Below are 19761 nucleotides of genomic sequence, written 5' to 3' on the forward strand. Positions count from 1 at the left end.
TCAAATCTCCGCCAGCCGGTTCTCACCCAGACATGACCGCTGAATCCTTCGTCTTCCCCGTCTCCTTCGCGCAGCAGCGGCTGTGGTTCCTCCACCTGATGCAGCCGGAGAACCCGAGCTACCACATCGCTGGCGCGGTCCGACTCGGAGGCACGCTCGATACGGCCGCGCTCCAGCGCGCCTTCGACGTCCTGGTGGAACGGCACGAATCGCTCCGCACCACCTTCGCGCAGGAAGAGGGCCAGCCCGTCCAGGTCGTCGCGCCCGAAGGCACCGCGTCCTTCACCGTCACCGACCTGTCTTCACGGCCGCAGGCCGAGCGGGAGGCGGAAGCGCGGCGGCTCGCCACCGAGGAGATTCGCCAGCCCTTTGACCTGATGAAGGGCCCGCTGCTGCGCACGCGGCTGCTGCGGCTGGCGGACACCGACCACGTCCTGGTGCTGACGATGCACCACATCATCTCGGACGGTGCGTCGCTGGGCATCCTCATTCACGAAATGACGCAGCTCTACGGCGCGTTCATCGCCCAGCGAGAGCCGGAGCTGCCCGAACTGCCCATCCAGTACGCGGACTTCGCCGAGTGGCAGCGCGAATGGATGGCGACGGAAGGCGCGCTCGACGCGCACGTGGCGTACTGGAAGCAGCAGCTCGCGGGCGCGCCCGTGTTGCAGCTCCCCACGGACCATCCGCGCCCGGCCGTCCAGACGCAGCGCGGAGACGCCCTGCCCCTGCACCTGCCGACGGCGCTGGTGAAGGCCCTCCTGCAGGTGGGCCAGCGTGAGAACGCCACCCTCTTCATGACGGTGCTGGCCGCGTTCCAGGCCTTGCTGTCGCGCTACACGCACCAGACGGACATCCTGGTCGGCGCGCCGCAGAACAGCCGCAACCGGGTCCAGACGGAGAGCCTCATCGGCTTCTTCGTCAACACGCTGGTGCTGCGCGCGGACCTGTCCGGCAACCCGTCCTTCCGCGAGCTGCTCCAGCGCGTGCGGGAGGCGACGCTGGGCGCGTATGCGCACCAGGACATTCCCTTCGAGAAGCTGGTGGAGGCGGTGCAACCCGCCCGCAACCTGGCCTACACGCCGCTGTTCCAGGCCGCGTTCAACTTCCAGGGAATGGCGGGCCAGGCGCTGGCCCTGCCCGGCGTCACCATCCAGCAACTGGACCTGCAACCGGGCACGTCGAAGTTCGACGTGACGCTGGACCTCCAGGAGACCGCGGACGGCCTGCGCGGCTTCGTCGAGTACAACAGTGACCTCTTCGACCGCGCGACCATGGAGCGCTTCGCGGGGCACTTCCAGACGCTGCTCGCGGGCGTCGCGGCCAACGCGGAGCTGCGCCTGGACGCGCTGCCGTTGCTCACGTCGCCCGAGCGGCACCAACTCCTCGATGTCTGGCCCGCGCTGAAGTCCTTCCCGGGCACGGACACCCTGCACGGCCGCTTCGAGGCCCAGGTGCGCCAGCGCCCTGACGCCATCGCCGTGGTCGCCGATGGAGAGCGCCTCACCTACGCGGAGCTGGACCGGCGGGCAAACCAGCTGGCCCATGCGCTGTTCGCGCGAGGCGTCCAGCCTGAGGCGTTGGTGGGCCTCTGCGTGGAGCGCTCCCTGGCCACGGTGGTGGGCATCCTCGGCATCCTGAAGGCGGGAGCCGCCTACGTGCCGCTCGACCCGACCTATCCTGCGGACCGTCTGGCCTTCATGGTGGCGGACAGCCGGATGTCGCTGGTGGTGACGCAGCGGCCCCTCATCGACCGCCTACCCGCCGAGGGCGCGGAGCTGCTCATCCTGGATGAAGCCGCCGAGGAACTGGCGCGGCAGCCCACCCACGCGCCCGGACTCGCGACGACGCGGGAGCAGCTTGCGTACGTCATCTACACCTCCGGCTCCACTGGGCTGCCGAAGGGCTCCCTGCTTCCGCACGGCAACGTGATGCGCCTGTTCGAGGCGACGGAGCACTGGTTCCACTTCAACGAGAACGACGCGTGGACGCTGTTCCACTCGTACGCGTTCGACTTCTCCGTCTGGGAGCTCTGGGGCGCCCTGCTCTACGGCGGCCGGGTGGTGGTGGTGCCCTACCTCGTCTCGCGCTCGCCGGATGCCTTCTTCCGCTTGCTGAGCGATGAGCGCGTCACGGTGCTGAACCAGACGCCCGCGGCCTTCCGTCAGCTCATCCAAGCCGAGGAGCGCCTGGGCGCGGAGGCGCCGCCCCTGTCACTGCGCTACGTCGTCTTCGGCGGCGAGGCCCTGGAGCCGGCCACCCTCGTTCCCTGGTTCCGCAAGCACGGGGACGCCCAGCCTCGGCTCATCAACATGTACGGCATCACCGAGACGACGGTGCACGTCACCTACCGTCCCATGGATGCCGCCGAGGCGGAGCGCACGCAGCAGAGCCCCATTGGCGTCGCGATTCCCGACCTCCAGCTCTACGTGCTGGACGCACGGCTGGAGCCGGCGCCCATTGGCGTGGCGGGTGAAATCTTCGTCGGTGGCGCGGGCCTGGCGCGTGGCTACCTGGGCCGGCCACAGCTCACGGCGGAGCGCTTCGTCCCCCACCCGTTCAGCCGCGAGCCCGGTGCCCGGCTCTACCGCACGGGCGACCTGGCACGCTTCACCGCGGACGGGCAGCTCGAGTACCTGGGCCGCATCGACCACCAGGTGAAGATTCGCGGCTTCCGCATCGAGCTGGGCGAAATCCAGACGGTGCTCAGTCTGCACCCGGCGGTGCGCGAGGCGCTGGTGCTCGTGCGTGAGAGTTCGCCCGGGAACAAGTCCCTGGTGGCCTACGTCGCGTCGTCCGAGCAGCCTCCGCCCAGCGTCAACGAGCTGCGCCAGCACCTGCTCGGCAAGCTGCCGGACTACATGGTCCCCAGCGCCTTCATGATGATGGAGCGCTTCCCGCTCACGGCGAACGGCAAGGTGGACCGCAAGGCCCTGCCGGAGCCCGAGGGCGCGCGCGCGGACCTGGCCGACCAGTACGTCGCGCCTCGGACGAAGGTGGAGGAGGCCCTGTGCGCCATCTGGGCCCAGGTGTTGGAAGTCCCGCGCGTGGGCATCCACGACAACTTCTTCGCACTGGGAGGCGACTCCATCCTGAGCATCCAGGTGCTCACGCTGGCGCAGAAGCAGGACATCCGCTTCTCGTTGCAGCAGCTCTTCCAGCACCAGACGGTGGCGGAGCTCGCGGAGGCCGCCGGGAAGGCCGAGCCGGCGCGTGAGGTCTTCCCGCGCACCGAGCCCTTCAGCCTCATCTCCGCCGAGGACCGGGCGAAGCTGCCCGAAAGCGTGGAGGACGCCTACCCGCTGGCACGCATCCAGGCCGGCATGCTCTTCCACATGGAGCTGGCACCCACCTCGAACATCTACCACAACACCGACAGCTTCCATCTGCGCCTGAAGGCACCGTTCGATGCCGCGCGCTTCGTGGAGGCCGTGCAGGTGGTGACGGCACGCCAGCCCGTGCTGCGCACGGCGTTCGACATGACGTCGTACAACGAGCCGCTGCAACTGGTGCACCGCGAGGCCCGGCTCTCCGTCGAAGTCACCGACGTCCGCCACCTGTCCACCGAGGCGCAGGACGCCGAGGTCCGCAAGCTGCTGGAGGACGAAAAGCAGCAACACTTCGACCTCGCGTGCCCGCCGCTGCTGCGCTTCTTCATCCACATCCGTGGTGAACGAGACTTCCAGTTCACGCTCACGGAGTGCCACGCCATCATCGACGGCTGGAGCCTCCACTCCACGCTGGTGGAGATGTTCAACCACTACTACGCCCTGGTGAACCACCAGGAGCCGCCGCGCTTCGAGCCGCTGAGCATCACCTACCGCGACTTCGTGGCCATGGAGCGGCAGGCCCTCGCGTCCGAGGACCACCAGCGCTACTGGCGCGAGCTGCTCCAGGACGGAAATGTCATGCGCGTGCCGCGCTGGCGCCGTCCACTGGCGGAGGGCGAGCCGCGCATCGCCACCGTGAAGGTACCCATCTCTCCTGAAGTGGGAGAGGGCCTGAACGCCCTGACGCGCACCGCGGGCGTCCCCTTCAAGAGCATCCTGCTCGCGTCGCACCTCAAGGTGATGAGCGTGCTGAGCGGCCAGGAGGACGTCATCACCGGCACGGGCGTCAACAGCCGCCCCGAGGAAGGCGATGGCTCGAAGCTGCGCGGCATCTTCCTCAACACCGTGCCCTTCCGCCTGAAGCTGGCCCCGGGCAGCTGGTCGTCGCTGGTCCGCGCCGCCTTCGACGCGGAGCGCGCGCTCTACCCGTACCGCCGCTACCCCATGGCGGAGATCCAACGGCAGTGGGGCCGCGAGACGCTCTACGAAGTCATGTTCAACTACATGCACTTCCACGTGCTCCACGACATCGCGGGCACGCTCGCGGAGCTGGAGGCGCTGAGCACCATCCGCTCCGAGGGCACCAACGTCACCCTCGCCGTCCACTTCCAGACCGAGCCGCACACGCAAGAGCTCACGCTGGAGCTTGACTACAACGCCGTCGAGCTGGACCACGCCCAGGTGGAGCAGATTGGCGCGTGCTTCGCGCGTGTCCTCCATGCGCTGGCCTTCGAGGCCGATGCCCCGCACCACACCTCCAGCCCGCTGCCCGTCGACGTGCAGCGCCGGATGCTGGTGGAGTGGAACGACACCGCCGCCGCGCTGCCCGTGGAGCCCACGTTCCTGGCCCGATTCGAGGCGCGCGCCGCTGCCACGCCGGACGCGCTCGCCGTGGTCGATGGCGAACGGACGCTGACGTACCGGGAGCTGGACACGCGCGCCAACCAACTGGCGCATCATCTGCTGTCCGTGGGCGCGGGCCCGGAGTGCGTGGTGGCGCTGGGCCTGGACCGCTCCGTCGAGCTGGTCACCAGCCTGCTGGCCACGCTCAAGGCCGGCTCGGCCTACCTGCCGATGGACCCGAGCTACCCCGCTGAGCGACTGGCCTACATGCTGTCCGATTCGCGCGCCGTGGTGCTGCTCACCACACAGGGGCATGAGGCCTCGTTCGCGGGCGCCAACGCTCCTCGGCTCCTGGTGGAGCAGGAAGCGGTCCGGCTGGCGACGTTGCCGACAGAGGCACCGGCTTCGACCGCATCTGGGGACTCACTGGCGTACGTCATCTACACCTCGGGCTCCACCGGCCTGCCCAAGGGCACGCTGCTCACGCAGCGCGGTCTGCTCAACTACCTGACGTGGGCCCAGGACGCCTACGCGGTGATGCCGGGCCAGGGCTCGCTGGTCCACACGTCCATCGCGTTCGACGCCACCATCACCAGCCTCCTCACCCCGCTGCTCGCCGGGGCGACGGTCCACCTGGTGCCGTCGGGGCGAGAAGTGGAAGCGCTTGCGCTCGCGCTTCAGCAGCCGCAGGGGCATGACCTGGTCAAGCTCACGCCGGCCCACCTGCAGGTGCTGTCCGGGCTGATGGCGCCGGATGCACTGTCGAGGCTGACCGGCACCTTCGTCGTGGGTGGTGAGGCCCTGCCGCCCTCCACCGTGGCCTTCTGGCGGAAGCACGCGCCCCAGGTCCGACTCATCAACGAGTACGGCCCCACGGAGACGGTGGTCGGCTGCTCCATCCACGACGTCAGCGCGGGTGAACTGCCCGACGGCATCGTCCCCATCGGCAGGCCTATCGCCAACACGGCGCTCTACGTGCTGGACGCGCGCATGCAACTGGTGCCCGTGGGTGTCACGGGTGAGCTCTACATCGGCGGAACAGGCGTGGCGCGCGGCTACCTGGGCCGCCCTGCCCTCACCGCCGAGCGCTTCGTGCCGGATCCATTCGGCCAGAAGCCGGGACAGCGGCTCTACCGCACTGGCGACCAGGCCCGCTTCCTGCCGGACGGCACGCTGGAGTTCCTCGGCCGTCGCGACGGGCAGGTGAAGCTGCGCGGCTATCGCATCGAGCTGGGCGAAATCGAAGCCACCATCCGCCAACACACATCCGTGCGGGACACGGTCGTCATCGTGCGCGAGGACGCCCCTGGGGACCGGCGACTGGCCGCCTACGTCGTCCCGCACGTGAACACGGCGGCGGATACGGCCGGCCTGCGCGCCTTCCTCCAGCAGCGGCTGCCCGAGCACATGGTGCCCGCCGCCCTGGTCGCGCTGGAGGCCCTGCCGCTCACGGCCAATGGCAAGGTGGACCGCAAGGCCCTGCCCGTCCCCGACGGCCTGCTGTCCTCCGCGTCCCTCGCGGCGCCGCGAAACGGCACCGAGGAGTTGATGGCCAGCATCTGGGCGGACGTGCTGCGCACGAACCGGGCTGGCATCCACGACCACTTCTTCGACCTGGGAGGCCACTCGCTGCTGGCCACGCGCGTGGTGTCGCGGATTCGCGAGGCCTTCGGCGTGGAGCTGCCCATCGCCGCGCTCTTCGAGGCGCCCACCATCGCAACGCTATCGGAGCGCGTCCAGGTGCTCCAGGCCCAGCAGGCCGGTGAAGCACCGCCCCCGCCGCTCCAGCCCTACTCCCGCGATGGCGAGCTGCCACTGTCCTTCGCGCAGCAGCGGCTCTGGTTCCTGTACCAGATGGAGCCGGACAGCCCCTTCTACAACATGCCCGCCGTCATCCGGCTGACGGGCGCGTTGGACCCGGACACCGTGCAGCGCTGCCTGGAGGCGCTCATCCGCCGGCACGAGTCGCTGCGCACGACGTTCCGGATGAACGGCCAGACACCCGTCCAGGTCATCCACCCGCCCGCGACACCGAAGGTGGAGATTGCCGACCTGCGCGGCCTTCCGCCCGAGCGCCGTGAAGTCGAAGCGCGGCGCCTGTCCGACGAAGAGGCCCGCCGTCCCTTCGACCTGACGCGAGGCCCGCTCTGCCGGATGGGCCTCATCCAGTTGGACGACCAGGAACACCTTCTGCTGTTGACCCTGCACCACATCATCGCCGACGGCTGGTCGCTGTCCGTGCTGGTCCGCGAGGTCGCCGAGCTCTACGGCGCCCTCTCCGCGGGCCAGCCTCCGCCGCTGGCCGCGCTCCCCGTCCAATACGCGGACTACGCGCGATGGCAGCGGGAGTGGCTGTCTGGCCCGGTGTTGGAACGGCAGCTCGACTACTGGAAGCAGCGGCTCGCCGGGGCCCCGCCCCATCTGGACCTCCCCACGGACCGTCCACGGCCTCCGGTGCAGAGCTTCCGCGGCGCCACGCATCGGAGCGTGCTGCTGCCCGTGGATGCGGCCAAGGCGTTGCAGGCGCTCTGCCGGAAGGAGAGCGTCACCCCGTTCATGGCGGTGATGGCGGCCTTCCAGACGCTGATGCACCGCTACACCGGCGAGACGGACATCGTCGTCGGTACGGACATCGCCAACCGCAACCGCTCCGGCACCGAAGGGCTCATCGGCTTCTTCATCAACCAGCTCGTCATGCGTGGCGACCTGAGCGGGGACCCCAGCTTCCGGTCCCTGCTGGCGCAGACGCGGCGGGTGGCGCTCGATGCCTACGCTCACCAGGACCTCCCGTTCGAGGAGCTGGTGAAGGCGCTCAACCCGGAGCGCGACCTCAGCTACTCGCCGCTGTTCCAGGTGAAGCTCATCCTCCAGAACGCGCCATCCTCCGACCTCCACCTGGACGGGCTGACGCTGAGCGAGGAGACCAGCACCACCGGCGCCGCCAAGTTCGACATGACGTGGGTGGCCACGGAGACCGAGCAGGGCCTGGAGTGCCTGTGCGAGTACAGCACCGACCTGTTCGACGCGGCCACCATCGACCGGATGATGGGCAACCTGCGTGAGCTGCTCCTGGGCGCCATGGCCGTGCCAGACGAGCGCGTCTCCCGCCTCCCGCTGCTGTCCCAGCCGGAGCGTCAGCAGTCGCTGCTGGCGTGGAACGACACCGCCACGCCCCGAAGTCCGGGCCTCTGCGCGCATCACCTCTTCGAGCAGCAGGCGGCGCGGACGCCAGACGCGGTGGCCGTGTCCTTCGAGGGACAGCAACTCACCTACCGCGAGCTGGACGCGCGGGCGAATCAGCTCGCCTGGCACCTGAAGACGTCCGGCGTGGGGCCCGAGGTCCGCGTGGGCCTGTGCGTGGACCGCTCGCTGGAGCTGGTGGTGGGAATCCTCGGCATCCTCAAGGCCGGGGGCGCGTGGCTGCCGCTGGACCCGTCCTATCCGGTGGACCGGCTGACGCTGATGATGCGTGACGCGGCCATCCCGGTGCTCGTCACGCAGGAGCACCTGGCGGATGAGCTCCCCGCGCTAGGGCTGCTGGTCTGCCTGGACACGGACTGGCCGCTCATCGCCAGTCAGCCGCAGACGCCGCCCGCGGTGGAGATGTCCGAGGACAACCTCGCGTACATCATCTTCACGTCGGGCTCGACGGGCCGGCCCAAGGGCACGCTGCTGCCCCACCGGGGCCTGTGCAACACGGCGCTGGCCGCCATCCAGGCCCACCGCGTCCACGAGAAGAGCCGCGTGCTTCAGTTCGCCGCCTTCGGCTTCGATGCCTCGGTTTGCGAGGTGTTCTCCACGCTGCTCGCGGGCGCGCAGCTCTGCCTCGCCCCCCGGGACGCCATCATGCCTGGCGCGCCGCTCCAGGGCCTGCTCGCCGCGCAGGAAATCACGGGCGTCACGCTGACGCCGTCGGTGCTGGCGCAGCTGGAGCCGGAGACGTTGCCGAAGCTGGAGTCCGTCGTCTCCGCGGGCGAGGCCTGCTCGCCGGAGCTGGCGCGCCGGTGGCTGAAGTCCTGCCGCTTCATCAACGCGTACGGCCCCACCGAGGCGACCATCTGCGCGTCGGTGGACGAGTCGGTCGACCCCGACCGGCTGGGCATCGGCCGTGCGTGGGCCAACGTCCGGCTCTACGTGCTGGATGGCCAGATGCAGCCGGTGCCGGTGGGCGTGCCGGGTGAGCTGTTCATCGGTGGCGTGGGCGTCGCTCGCGGCTACCTGGGCCGGCCGGACCTGAGCGCCGAGCGCTTCGTGCCGGACCCGTTCGCTGTGGAGCCCGGAGGACGGCTGTACCGGACGGGTGACCGGGTGCGGTGGCTGGCCGAAGGGCGACTGGAGTTCCTGGGCCGCCTGGACCACCAGGTGAAGCTGCGCGGCTTCCGCATCGAGCTGGGCGAAATCGAAGCGGCGCTGGCCGAGCACCCGGAGGTGCAGGACGCCGCGGTGCTGGTGCGGGAGGAGGCACCGGGCCGCAAGCAACTGGTGGCCTACATCGTCGCCGACGATGTGGAGCAGCCGCCCGAACAGGACGCCCTGCGCCGGGCCCTGGAATCACGCCTGCCCGAGTACATGGTGCCGTCCGCCTTCATCATGCTGAAGGCCATGCCGCTGACGTCCAGCGGCAAGGTGGACCGCAAGGCCCTGCCCTCGCTCGCGCAGGAGCAGGTGAAGCGCGAGCACGTCCACGTCGCGCCCCGCAACCCGGTGGAGCAAGCGCTCGCGGACATCTGGGCGAAGGTGCTGTCCCGCGAACGCGTCAGCATCCACGACAACTTCTTCGAGCTGGGCGGCGACTCCATCATCAGCATCCAGGTCATCGCGCGGGCACTGGAGGCCGGGCTGCACATCAGCCCTCGTCAGTTCTTCCAGTACCAGACCATCGCCGCCCTGGCCCCGCACGTGGGTCAGGCCCAGGTCGTGGAGAGCGAGCAGGGCCCGGTGACGGGCGCCGTCCCGCTCACGCCCATCCAGCACTGGTTCTTCGAGTGGCAGCTCCCGCACCTCCATCACTACAACCAATCGCTGCTGCTGGGACTGCGTCAGCCCGTCGCCGCGTCCGTGCTCCAGGACGCGCTGCGGGCCCTGGTCGCGCACCACGACGCGCTCCGCCTGCGCTTCGAGCGGACCACCGACGGTTGGCGTCAGGAGAGCCTGGGCCTCGACAGCACCGTGACGCTGCGCGAGGTGGACCTGTCCGGATTGGACGAGGCCGCGCAGCGCGCCGCATTGGAGGAAGAAGGCCAGCAGGCACAGGCGGGCTTCCGGCTGGAGGAGGCTCCGCTGGTGGTGGCAGTGCGCTTCCACCTGGGTCCGCAGCGTGGCGACCGGTTGCTGCTCGGCATCCACCACCTCGCGGTGGATGCCGTGTCCTGGCGCGTGCTGCTCATGGACCTGGAGACGGCGTGCCAGCAGCTCAGCCAGGGCCAGCCGGTGGCGCTGCCTCCGAAGACGACGTCCTTCCAGGCCTGGGCTCGCCGCCTGGAGTCCTTCGCGGCCAGCGTGGAGCTGGAACACGAAGCCGACTATTGGCTGAGCCAGGGTGAAGACACGGCGCCGCTCCCCGTGGACACAGCGGACGGTGACAACACCCTGGCGTCCGCGCGCACGCTGACGGTGGCGCTGGAGGCCGAGGAGACCCGGCTGCTGCTTCAGGAGGTGCCGACAGCCTGGCGCGCCCGCATCGACGAGGTGCTGCTGACGGCGCTCGCGCAGGCGCTCTCCACCTGGACGGGACAGCGTCGACTGCGCGTCCAGTTGGAAGGCCATGGCCGCGAGGACCTGTTCGACGGCGTGGACCTGAGCCGCACCGTGGGCTGGTTCACCAGCGCCTACCCGGTGACGCTGGAGTTGCCTCGGGATGGCAGCGTGGGTGACGAACTCCGCGCTGTGCGTGATTCGTTGCGGCACGTGCCGCGCAAGGGCCTGGGTTACGGCCTCGTGCGCTACCTGCGCCAGGACGAGCGAGGCACCCGGCTCCGTGCGCAGCCGGAAGCGCCGGTGGCCTTCAACTACCTGGGCCAGCTCGACTCGGCGCTGCCTACCTCGTCGCTGCTGGCGCCCGCGGACGAGCCCTTCGGCGCGCAGCAGGGGGCGCTCGGCCAGCGACGGCAGGTGCTGGAGGTGAATGCGCACGTACTTGGCGGCAAGCTGGAGGTGTCCTTCACCTACAGCGAGGCGCTGCACCGGCGCACCACAGTGGGCGCACTGGCCCAGGGCTACCTCCACGCGCTCCGGGCGCTGGTGGACCAGCGGCGCGGCGCGGACGCGGCGCGGTTCTCCCCCGTGGACTTCCCGCTGGCGAAGGTGACGCAGGCCACGCTGAACGGCCTGATGCAGTCACACCCGGAGGTGGAGGACCTCTACCCGCTGTCGCCCATGCAGCAGGGCATGCTCTTCCACGCCATGCTCGACCCGGACTCGGGGATGTACTTCGAGCGTGCGGCGTGGACGCTGGACGCGGACCTCAACCGCGAGGCCCTGCGCGAAGCCTGGCAGCAGGTGATGGCGCGCTACCCCATCCTCCGCACCTGCTTCGTGGGCGAGGAACTGGAAGCGCCGCTCCAACTCGTGAAGCGCAAGGCCGTGCTGCCTTGGGAAGAGCAGGACTGGAGCCACCTGTCCGAGCCGGAGCAGCAGACCCGGCTGTCGGCCTGGATGGACGCGGACCGTGCGCGGGGTTTCAACCTGAAGCAGGCGCCGCTGATGCGCATGGGGGTCCTGCGCCTGGGTGTTCGGACATGGCGCGTGGTGTGGAGCTTCCACCACCTGTTGCTCGACGGGTGGAGCGTGGGCCGCGTCCTCAATGAGATGCTGGCCATCTACGACGCGCAGCTCCGTCAGCAGCCGGTGCGTCTGGAACAGCCGCCTGTGTTCCGCGACTACATCGCCTGGCTCCAGGGCCGGGAGATTTCGCAGGCGGAGTCCTGGTGGAAGCAGGCACTGCGGGGCTTCGGCGAACCCACGCCCCTTCCCGGTGAGACGGGAGGCCAGGCGCGCACCGCGGCGCAGGTCATGGGCGAGCGCAAGGTCCACCTTGCCGCCGAGGTGACGGAGCAGCTCCGCGCCTTCTCACGGCGTCACCAGGTGACACTCAGCACGCTGGTCCAGGCGGCCTGGGCCCTGGTGCTCGGACGTCACGCGGGACAGGACGACGTCGTCTTCGGCGTCACCGTCGCGGGCCGTCCGCCGGAGCTCCCGGGCGTGGAGCAGATGGTGGGTCTGTTCATCAACACGCTGCCGGCCCGCGTGTCGCTGCCGGCCCAGAGCAAGGTGGTGGACTGGCTGAAGGCGCTCCAGGCGTGGCAGGTGGAGCGGGCTCCGTTCGAGTACGCGCCGCTGGTGAAGGTCCAGGGCTGGAGCCCCGTGCCGCGTGGCACCCCGCTCTTCGAGAGCCTCGTCGTCTTCGAGAACTACCCCGTGGAGGACTCGGTGCGGCAAGGCGCGGGCGCGCTGGAGGTGCGCGACGTCACCGCCCAGGAGCGCACCAACTACCCGCTGACGCTCTCCGCCCATGCGGACAAGGAGTTGATGCTGAACCTGGACTTCGAGTCCCCGCGACTCAGCGTGGAGGCCATGGAGCGGCTGCTGGAGCAGCTCCAGACGGTCCTGGTGGGCATCCTCGACGCGGAGGACAAGCACCTGTGGGAGCTGTCACTGCTCACGCAGGAGGCCCGTCGCGAGGTGCTGTTCGACTGGAACGACACGCACGTCCCTGGATTGGACGCGTGCCTCCACGAGCTCTTCGAGGCGCAGGCGCTGCGGTCGCCGGACGCTGTCGCCGTGGTCGCGCCGGAGGCGGGCTCGCTGACGTACGGGCAGCTCGACGCGAAGGCGAACCAGCTCGCGCACCACCTGCGCGCCCGGGGCATTGGCCCCGAGGTGCTGGTGGGCGTGTGCCTGGAGCGGACGCCGGAGCTGCTGGTGGCGCTGCTGGGCATCCTCAAGGCGGGCGGCGCCTACGTCCCGCTCGACCCCACCTACCCGGCCGAACGGCTGGCCCACATGGCCTCCGAGGCCCGGCTCTCCCTGCTGCTCACCCAGCAGTCCCTGGTGGAGACCTTCGTCAACCCCTCTGTGTCCCTCTACCTGCTGGACACGGAGGCACCGGCACGCGCCGCGCTGCCCACTCAAGCTCCGACGCGGCTCACCACGCTGGACAGCCTGGCGTACGTCGTCTTCACCTCCGGCTCCACGGGCACGCCCAAGGGCGTGATGATCTCCCACCGGAGCTGGACCAACGCGTACCTCGGCTGGGAGCGGAGCTACGGACTGCGGGAGCACTGCCGCAGCCACCTGCAGATGGCCAGCTTCTCCTTCGACGTGTTCGCGGGCGACCTGTCTCGAGCGCTGTGCTCGGGCGGCAAGCTGGTGCTCTGCCCGCGTGAGTGGCTGCTCGAACCGCCCCGCCTGCTCGCGCTGATGAAGGAACATGCCGTGGACTGCGCCGAGTTCGTCCCGGCCGTGCTGCGCGGACTGCTCCAGCACCTGGAGGAGACGGGCCAGTCGCTGGACTTCATGCGCGTGCTCGTGGCCGGTTCCGACGCCTGGTACGTGAACGAGTACCACCGGCTCCAGGCCGTCATTGGCGACGACACGCGACTCATCAACTCGTATGGCGTCAGCGAAGCGACCATCGACAGCACGTGGTTCGAAAGCGGCGACCTGGGCCCCGGCGACACGCAACTGGTCCCCATCGGCCGTCCCTTCGCCAACAACCGGCTCTACGTGCTGGACACGCACCAACAGCCGGTGCCGGCCGGCATCGCGGGTGAGCTCTTCATCGGCGGCGAGGGCGTGGCGCGCGGCTACTGCCACCGTCCCGACCTGACCGCGGAGCGCTTCGTCCCCGACCCGTTCGCGACCGAGCCCGGCGCGCGACTCTACCGCACGGGAGACCGGGCGCGGTACCTGCCGGGCGGCGACCTGGAGTTCCTCGGCCGGGCGGACACGCAGGTGAAGTTGCGCGGCTTCCGCGTCGAGCTGGGCGAAATCGAGTCCGCGCTCGGCAAGCACCCGGCCGTCCAGAGCGCGGTGGTGCTGCTGCGCGAGGACCCGGGGACGCCCCGCCGGCTCGTCGCCTACGTGGTGGGCGCGGACATCCGCGACACGGCGGTGCTCCGCGACCACCTCAGAGAGAGACTGCCCGACTACATGGTGCCGGCCGTCTTCGTGCGCCTGGAGGCCATCCCCCTCAGCCCGAACGGCAAGGTGGACCGCAAGGCCTTCCCGGCGCCGGACGCGGCTCAGCGCACGGGCGAGCAGCGGCTGGTCGAGCCCCGCTCGGAGACGGAGGCGAGCCTGCTCACGCTCTGGAAGGACGTGCTGGGCCAGACGTCGCTGGGCGTCACGGACGACTTCTTCGACGTGGGCGGGCACTCGCTGCTGGCCACGCAGATCATCTCGCGCACCAACGCGATGTTTCAGGTGACGCTGCCGCTGCGCGCCCTCTTCGAGCACCCCACCATCGCAGGGATGGCCGAGCAGGTGGTGCTCGCGCAGTTGGAAGGCGTGGACGAAGCCGCGCTTGCCTCCGCCATGGAGGAAGTCGGCGACCTGTCGGACGCGGACCTGGAAAAGCTCCTGGAGGGGACGAATGAGTGACCTGCTCAAGAAGCTCGCGGGCCTCTCCCCGGAGAAGCGCGAGGCGGTGCTCAAGAAGCTGCGACAGCAGAACGTGGTCGCCGCGCCGAAGGAAGAGGCACGCACGCCCGGCATCCCGCGCGTCTCACGGGAGCAGCCGCTGCCGCTCTCCTTCCCGCAGCGCCGACTCTGGTTCCTGGACCAGTTCGAGCCAGGGACGCCCGCCTACAACATCCCGGAGTTCGTACGCCTCACCGGACCGCTCCACGTCCCATCCCTGGAGCGTGCGCTGAACGAGGTCATCCGGCGCCATGAGGTGCTGCGCACGACCTTCGTCGCGAAGGACGGCGAACCCCAGCAGCGCATCCTCCCGGAGCTGATGCTGTCGCTGGGCGTGCTGGACCTGAGCTACCTGCCAGGCCCCAAGCGCGAGCCCCTGTGCGAGGAACTGGCGCTCCAACTCGCGGGGACGTCCTTCGACCTCGCGGTGGGGCCGCTGCTCCACGCGAAGCTGGTGCGCATGGGCGACGAGGACCATGTCCTCCTGCTCGTCGTGCACCACATCGTGTCGGATGGCTGGTCCACCGGCATCTTCGTCCAGGAGCTGACGGCGCTTTATGCCGCCTTCTCTCAGGACAAGCCGTCACCGCTGCCGGAGCTCCCGCTCCAGTACGCGGACTTCGCGGCATGGCAGCAGCAATGGATGCAGGGCGACGTGCTGGCGTCGCAGCTCGACTACTGGCGCCAGCAGCTCGAAGGGAGCGAGAGCGCGCTCAAGCTGCCCACCGACAGGCCGCGCCCGCGCGTGCGCACCTACGCGGGCGGCAAGCGGAGCTTCCAGGTGGACCCGGCGGTGGCCCAGCAACTGAAGACGCTGGGGACACAGGAGAAGGCGTCGCTCTACATGGTGCTGCTGGCGGCGATCCAGACGCTGCTCCACCGCTACACGCGCGAGCCGCGCATCAGCGTCGGCACGTACATCGCGAACCGGAACCGGACGGAGGTGGAGCCCCTCATCGGCTTCTTCCTCAACACGCTCGTCATGCGCACGGAGCTCGAAGGCAATCCCACCTTCCGGGAGCTGCTGCGGCGCGTGGTGGACGTGACGCTGGGCGCCTACGGGCACCAGGACATCCCCTTCGAGAAGCTGCTGGAGGAGCTGGCGCCGTCGCGCGACACCAGCCACTCCCCCTTCTTCCAGGTGATGCTGGTGCTCCAGAACACGCCCACGCCGCCAGCCGAGCTGGGCGCGCTCCGGATGGAGTCATTCAGCGTCTCAGGTGAAGCCTTCGCGCAGTTCGACCTGACGCTGTGGTTCTCCGAGGAGGCCGGTGGCCTGCAAGGCATCTGGGAATACAACCGGGACCTCTTCGACGCCTCCACCGTCGAGCGGATGGTCGCCCACTTCCAGACGCTGCTCGCGGGCATCGCCGCGAACCCGGCCCAGCGGCTCATCGAGCTGCCGGTGCTCCCGGCGAATGAGCGTCAGCGCATCTTGCGGGATTGGAACCAGGCCCGGCTCGACGTGCCGCCGGGCACCTGCCTCCATCACCTCATTGAGGCGCACGCAGCGCGCACACCCGACGCCATCGCCGTCGCCGACCCCGAGCGCCGGCTCACCTACGCGCAGCTGAACGCGAAGGCCAACCAACTGGCGCACCACCTGCGCTCCGTGGGAGTGGGCCCCGAGCGAATCACCGGCGTCTTCCTGGACCGCTCCGTGGACATGGTGGTCGCGGTGCTCGCCGTTCTCAAGGCGGGCGGCGCCTACGTGCCGCTGGACCCGTCGTATCCGCCGGAGCGCACGGCGTTGATGCTCGCGGACAGCCGGCCCGCGGTGCTCATCACCCGCCAGGGACTGGCGTCCCTCCTGTCCGCGCCGCTGCCACTCGTGGTGGCCATCGACACGGACGCGGACACCATCGCCGCGATGCCCACGACGACGCCTGAAGGCGGCGCGAGCCCCGAGCACCTCGCCTACGTCGTCTACACGTCAGGCTCCACGGGCCGCCCCAAGGGCGTGATGATTTCGCACCAGAGCTTCGCCAACGCCTACCTCGCCTGGGAGCGCGATTACCGGCTGCCGGAGCTGCGCGCCCACCTGCAGATGGCGAGCTTCTCCTTCGACGTGTTCTCCGGCGACCTCGCCCGGGCGCTCGGTTCGGGGAAGACGTTGGTCCTCTGCCCGCGCGAATGGCTGCTCGAGCCCGAAAAGCTCTACGGCTTGATGCAGCGCGAGCAGGTGGACAGCGGCGAGTTCGTCCCCGCCGTGGTCCGGCTGCTGATGGGGTACCTCCAGGAGCACCAGCTCCGGCTGGACGTCATGCGCCTGCTCATCGTCGGCTCGGACACCTGGGACATGCGCGAGTACCACCAGCTCCGCGGCCTGTGCGGCCCGGACACGCGGCTGGTGAGTTCCTACGGCCTGAGCGAAGCCACCATCGACAGCACGTACTTCGAACAGCCGGAGCCCACTCCCAGCGAGCAGATCGTCCCCATTGGCCGGCCCTTCGCCAACTCGCAGATGTATCTGCTGGACAGCGCGATGCAGCCAGTGCCCATCGGCATTCCAGGGGAGCTCTTCGTGGGCGGCGACGGGCTCGCGCGTGGCTACTGGGGCCAGGCGAACCTGACCGCCGAGCGCTTCGTGCCCAATCCGTTCAGCGCCACACCGGGCGCGCGCCTGTACCGCACAGGCGACCTGGCCCGCTACACGGAGGACGGCACCCTCGCATTCATCGGCCGCAACGACACGCAGGTGAAGATTCGCGGCCACCGCATCGAGCTGGATGAAATCAAGGCGAAGCTGCTGGAGCACTCCGCGGTCCAGGGCGTGGAGCTGCTCGTCTACGAGGACGCGGGCAACAAGCAGCTCGTCGCCTACCTCACGCTCACGGCACCCGACGTGGCCACGGCCGATGACTTGCGGCAGCACCTCAAGAAGCACCTGCCGCCGTACATGGTGCCCGCCGCCTTCGTCATCCTGGCCGCCTTCCCGCTGACCCCCAACGGCAAGGTGGACCGCAAGGCCCTGCCCGCGCCGGAGAGCGTCCGCCGCGACGCGCAGGACGGCTTCGTCGCCCCGCGCGACGAGGTGGAGACCCGGCTCGCCGCCATCTGGGAGGAGTTGCTGGCAGTGCGCCCCATTGGCGTGCACGACAACTTCTTCGACCAGGGAGGCCATTCACTCCTGGCCGTCCGGCTGATGGTGCGCATCCGCGAGCAGTTCGGCCGCGCCCTTCCGCTGTCGGCCCTCTTCCAGAACCCCGCGTTGGAGCAGCTCGCCAAGGCGCTTCACGAAGAGGCCTCGCCCGCGCCGTGGTCGCCGCTGGTGACGCTCCAGCCGGGAGCCGAACGCCCCGCCCTGTTCTGCGTCCCGGGCGCCGGTGGCAACGCCGTCTACCTCCGCGAGCTGGCCCAGGCGCTGGGCCCCACCCTGCCGGTGCATGCCTTCCAGGCACGCGGGCTCGATGGACGCGCGGAGCCGCACCGCTCCGTCGAGGAGATGGCCGCGTGCTACGTCGAAGCACTCAAGCAGGTACAGCCCCAGGGGCCGTACCACCTGCTGGGCCACTCCTTCGGCAGCTGGGTCGCCTTCGAGATGGCGCAGCAGCTCCGGAAGCAGGGCGAATCGATTGCATTCCTGGGCATCCTCAACACCACCGTCCCCGTGAACGAAGCACCGCCGAGCGAGGCGCCCCCGTTCGACGACGCGGACTGGATGGCCTCCGTCGCGAGCACGGCGGGCCGTCTCTATGGCGTGGACCTGGGCATCTCCGCCGAGACACTCCGACCGCTGTCCCCCGAAGCGCGCCATGAGCACCTGACGCGCAGGCTGGTCCAGGCGGGCCTCCTCCCCGACGGCGCGGACAGCCAGCAGGTCCAGGGCTTCATCGAGGTCTACAAGGCCGCGTACGAGATTGACTACGTCCCCCGGGACACGCTCCCCATTCCTGTCGCCCTCTTCCGGGCCCAGGAGCGGCACGAGGAAGACGGCATCGTCCCCGAGTCCTTCACGGACGACCCGAGCTGGGGCTGGGGCCGCCACGCCTCCACGGCCGTCACGCCCGTGACGGTGCCGGGAGACCACATGACGATGCTGGCCGCGCCGCACGTCCAGGTGCTGGCGGAGCACGTGCGCCAGGGCCTCTTCCGAGCCGGAGCCATTCGATGACGGCGCCGCCGTCCTTCCCCATGAAGTCCGCCGTCGTCATCTGGCTGGGACAGGTCCTGTCACTGCTGGGCTCGGGGCTGACGAGCTTCGCGCTCGGCGTCTGGACGTACAAGACGACGGGCGACGTGACGCAGTACGCGCTGGTCATGCTCTCCGCGACGCTGCCCGCCATCCTGCTCGGGCCGGTGGCCGGAGCGCTCGTGGACCGCTGGAACCGCCGCTGGGTGCTGGTGCTCAGCGACGCGGCCGCCGGCCTGTCGAGCCTCGTGCTGGCGCTGTTGCTGTTCAATGGCTTGCTCCAGCCCTGGCACGCATACGTCACGACCGCCGTGGTGTCGTCGGCCAGCGCGTTCCAGCAGCCGGCCTTCGCCGTGCTCGTCTCCACGGTGGTGCCACAGCAGCACCTGGGACGGGCCAACGGACTGGTGCAGGTCGGGCTCGCATTCTCCCAGTTGGTGGCCCCCATGTTGAGCGCCACCCTGATGGAGCTGATTGAACTCAAGGGCATCCTGCTAATCGACGCGACGACGCTCGTGCTCGGCGCGCTGCCCATGCTCCTGGCGCGAATCCCCCGGGAGCACCTCGTGTCGTCTTCCGGCGAGGAGCGGGTGCCGCTGTTCGAGGCGATTCGGGCTGGCGGTGCCTACCTGCGCGCCACCCCAGGACTCCTCGCGCTCATTGGCTTCCTCGCGGCCAGCAACTTCCTGACCGGCACGGTCGAGGTCCTCGTCACGCCGCTGGTCTTGTCCTTCGCGGACGTGCGCACCCTGGGCGCGCTCACCACCGCGGGTGGCGTGGGCATGTTGGCGGGCAGCCTGGTCATCAGCGCCTGGGGTGGCCCCAAGCGACTGGTGAATGGCTTGCTCGGGTTCCAGCTCACCTGTGGACTCGCGCTCATCTGCGTCGGGCTGGCCACCTCCGTTCCCGTGCTGGCCGGTGTCGCCTTCGCGTTCTTCTTCGGCCTCCCCATCATCAACGGCTCCAGCCAGACGCTCCTCCAGCGCATCGTGCCCCTGGCGCTGCGCGGCCGTGTCTTCGCTTTCACCAGCACCATCACCGGGGCCATGTTGCCGCTGGCGTACACCATCGCCGGCCCCCTGGCGGACCACGCCTTCGAACCCGCCATGGCCTCGGGAGGAAAGCTCGTCCCCCTGCTGGGTGCGTTCGTCGGCGAGGGCCCGGGCCGAGGCATCGCCTTGATGTTCCTCATCGCGGGCGTGCTGGCGGTCCTCATGACGCTGCTGTCCACGCTCTACCGCCCGCTGCGTGAGCTGGAGGCGCCCCCTCAGGACGCGCCTTCCGCCGAACCCGCGGCGAGCCCCTGAACCCTCCCCT

3 protein-coding genes are annotated in these 19761 nt (G+C 69.7%); all 3 read left to right on the plus strand.

The genetic code is table 11. The features are described 5' to 3' along the window. The first annotated feature begins 32 nt into the window (after positions 1–32). Genes OZ403_RS22900 through OZ403_RS22910 form a run of 3 tightly spaced genes read left to right on the plus strand, consistent with a single transcriptional unit; the run spans position 33 to position 19751 of the window. Complete coding sequence (locus OZ403_RS22900; RefSeq protein ID WP_268781731.1) at positions 33–14273, plus strand: non-ribosomal peptide synthetase; 14241 nt, start codon at positions 33–35, stop codon at positions 14271–14273. Continuing rightward, entirely contained in the window at positions 14266–18426 is a 4161-nt protein-coding gene (locus OZ403_RS22905; RefSeq protein ID WP_268781732.1) for a non-ribosomal peptide synthetase, read from the plus strand. The genes OZ403_RS22900 and OZ403_RS22905 overlap by 8 nt, the downstream gene beginning before the upstream one ends. Then, complete coding sequence (locus OZ403_RS22910; RefSeq protein WP_268781733.1) at positions 18423–19751, plus strand: MFS transporter; 1329 nt, start codon at positions 18423–18425, stop codon at positions 19749–19751. The genes OZ403_RS22905 and OZ403_RS22910 overlap by 4 nt, the downstream gene beginning before the upstream one ends. Positions 19752–19761 lie beyond the last annotated feature (10 nt).

Source organism: Myxococcus sp. NMCA1 (genome assembly GCF_026810205.1).
GTDB classification, from domain to species: domain Bacteria; phylum Myxococcota; class Myxococcia; order Myxococcales; family Myxococcaceae; genus Myxococcus; species Myxococcus xanthus_A.

What these genes read in the sequence shown, in the direction of transcription:
- OZ403_RS22900 (WP_268781731.1), top strand. Translation starts at nt 33, where the DNA reads ATGACCGCTGAATCCTTCGTCTTCCCCGTCTCCTTCGCGCAGCAGCGG.
- OZ403_RS22905 (WP_268781732.1), top strand. Translation starts at nt 14,266, where the DNA reads ATGAGTGACCTGCTCAAGAAGCTCGCGGGCCTCTCCCCGGAGAAGCGC.
- OZ403_RS22910 (WP_268781733.1), top strand. Translation starts at nt 18,423, where the DNA reads ATGACGGCGCCGCCGTCCTTCCCCATGAAGTCCGCCGTCGTCATCTGG.